Source organism: Blautia glucerasea, from assembly GCF_013304385.1.
Taxonomy (GTDB): Bacteria; Bacillota; Clostridia; order Lachnospirales; family Lachnospiraceae; genus Blautia_A; species Blautia_A ammoniilytica.
In genome coordinates this window covers 1-1411 of sequence record NZ_JAAITU010000120.1, presented here as the reverse complement: position 1 = coordinate 1411, position 1411 = coordinate 1, and the positions used below count along the sequence as shown (strand labels likewise).

Here is a 1411-nt window from a genome sequence, read left to right as displayed (position 1 = left end):
CTTGCTATATATATACGACATGATTTCGGGCATGTCAAGAGCAGACGTCAAAAGCGTCCTTCGCATCATGCATATAGATTCTGTTATTCTGGGAGTCGTCCCTCATACATAATGCTGAGTTCGCCGTAGACCTGTCCCCAGTTCCGAATGCTCATAGTCCATTTTTTCGTGGCTTCGAAAGTTGCCAGATACAGGGCTTTCAGGAGCGCTGTATCACTTGGAAATACGCTTCTTTGACGGTTGAGCTTACGGTAGGTAGAATTCAGACTTTCGATAGCATTTGTCGTGTAAATAACCTTTCTGACATCCGGTGAGAACTTAAAAATCGGTGTTATTGCATCCCAGTTATCATACCAGCGTTTCATGGAATTTGGGTATTTTGCGGTCCATTTTTCAGTAACTCGATCCAGAGCCAGTCTAGCCTTCTCTTCATCGGAAGCGTGGTAAATCGTTTTTAGGTCGGAAGCGAACGCTTTTCTGTCCTTATCCGGAACATATTTTAGCGTGTTTCTTACCTGATGTACAATACATCTCTGATACTCTGTTTTTGGAAATGCAGCGGCAATTGCCTCTTTAATGCCACTAAGACCGTCAGCGCAGATAATCAGGATATCCTTTACACCACGATTCTTCAGCTCATTCAGAACAGACAGCCAGTACTTTGAACTTTCATTATCACCGACAGTGATTGAAAGAACCTCTTTTTTTCCTTCTGTGTTGATGCCAAGAATGACGTAGGCAGCTAGCTTTCTGATCACTCCATTATCGCGTACGGAATAATGGATGGCATCTATATAGAGGATCGGATATACCTCATCCAGCGGTCGATTTTGCCAGTCTTCGATCTGAGGCAGGATTTTATCTGTAACGTCTGAAATAAAGCCTTCTGATGTTTCAAAACCGTAGATATCTTCGATGGTTTCTGATATTTGCCGGGTCGTCATTCCTTTTGCATACATGGAAATAATCTTCTGATCGATATCAGAAATATCCTTCTGACGTTTCTTTACAATCTGTGGCTCAAATGTTGATTTACGGTCCTGTGGAACATCGATATCCATGCTGCCATAGCTGCTGTTTACACGCTTTGATTTATATCCATTGCGGTAATCATCGCTATCAGATCGTTCAGATTTCTGGTAGCCAAGATGATCATCCATTTCTGCTTCCATCATCTCTTTGATAGTGCCGCCAAGCAGATCCTTAAGCGCATCCTGGATATCTTCAGCGGTTTCAATATCATACTCCCGAAGAAGTTGCTGAATGATGTTTCGCTTTCCTTCTGTCATTACTACTTTGTGTACAGGTTTCTTTTCTCTTCTTGCCATAATAAAAGGCCTCCTATGATTTATATTTTACCATAGAAGACCTTGCTGTTATTAGCTATTTACAGAAAAAGTTTCACACACTC

The 1411-nt window shown here is 41.7% G+C and carries 1 protein-coding gene; it reads right to left on the bottom strand.

Translation table 11 applies throughout. From position 1 onward, the window contains the following. Nucleotides 1-83: 83 nt before the first annotated feature. Nucleotides 84-1289, bottom strand: a complete 1206-nt coding sequence (locus G5B11_RS18650; protein WP_420360632.1) for an IS256 family transposase — start codon at nt 1287-1289, stop codon at nt 84-86. Nucleotides 1290-1411: the final 122 nt, after the last annotated feature.